This window comes from Vogesella mureinivorans, assembly GCF_007644035.1.
Classification (GTDB): domain Bacteria; phylum Pseudomonadota; class Gammaproteobacteria; order Burkholderiales; family Chromobacteriaceae; genus Vogesella; species Vogesella mureinivorans.
This window is the reverse complement of the sequence record NZ_VMTV02000880.1, coordinates 1-266: the sequence shown is the minus strand read 5'-3', so window position 1 is coordinate 266 and position 266 is coordinate 1. Positions and strand designations below refer to the sequence as shown.

The following is a 266-nucleotide window of genomic DNA, read 5'->3' as shown; positions in this document are numbered from 1 at the left end:
ATAACGAGGTTTTTCAATAACAATATCTTGAGCTTTAGGTTTTAACTCATCGATTAATGCAAAATCCCAGCCACCTTTTGCCAATAATTTGCCTGCCAACTCTGGTTTTTTACGCATGGTTTTTAATGCATTGGATTTATGAAAATTCGGTGAACCTAAACCACCTGCCTCTTGATATTGATCATCCCAACCATTTTGAAAATAGATCACTTGGATACCCGCAGTATGTGCAGCATTAACCGCTTTTTTTATATTTGCAACGACAG

1 protein-coding gene is annotated in these 266 nt (G+C 36.8%); it reads right to left on the bottom strand.

Translation table 11 applies throughout. The features are described from left to right. On the bottom strand, positions 1–266 hold a 266-nt coding region (locus FLQ44_RS20070; RefSeq protein WP_147695780.1), incomplete at both ends, for an isochorismatase family protein.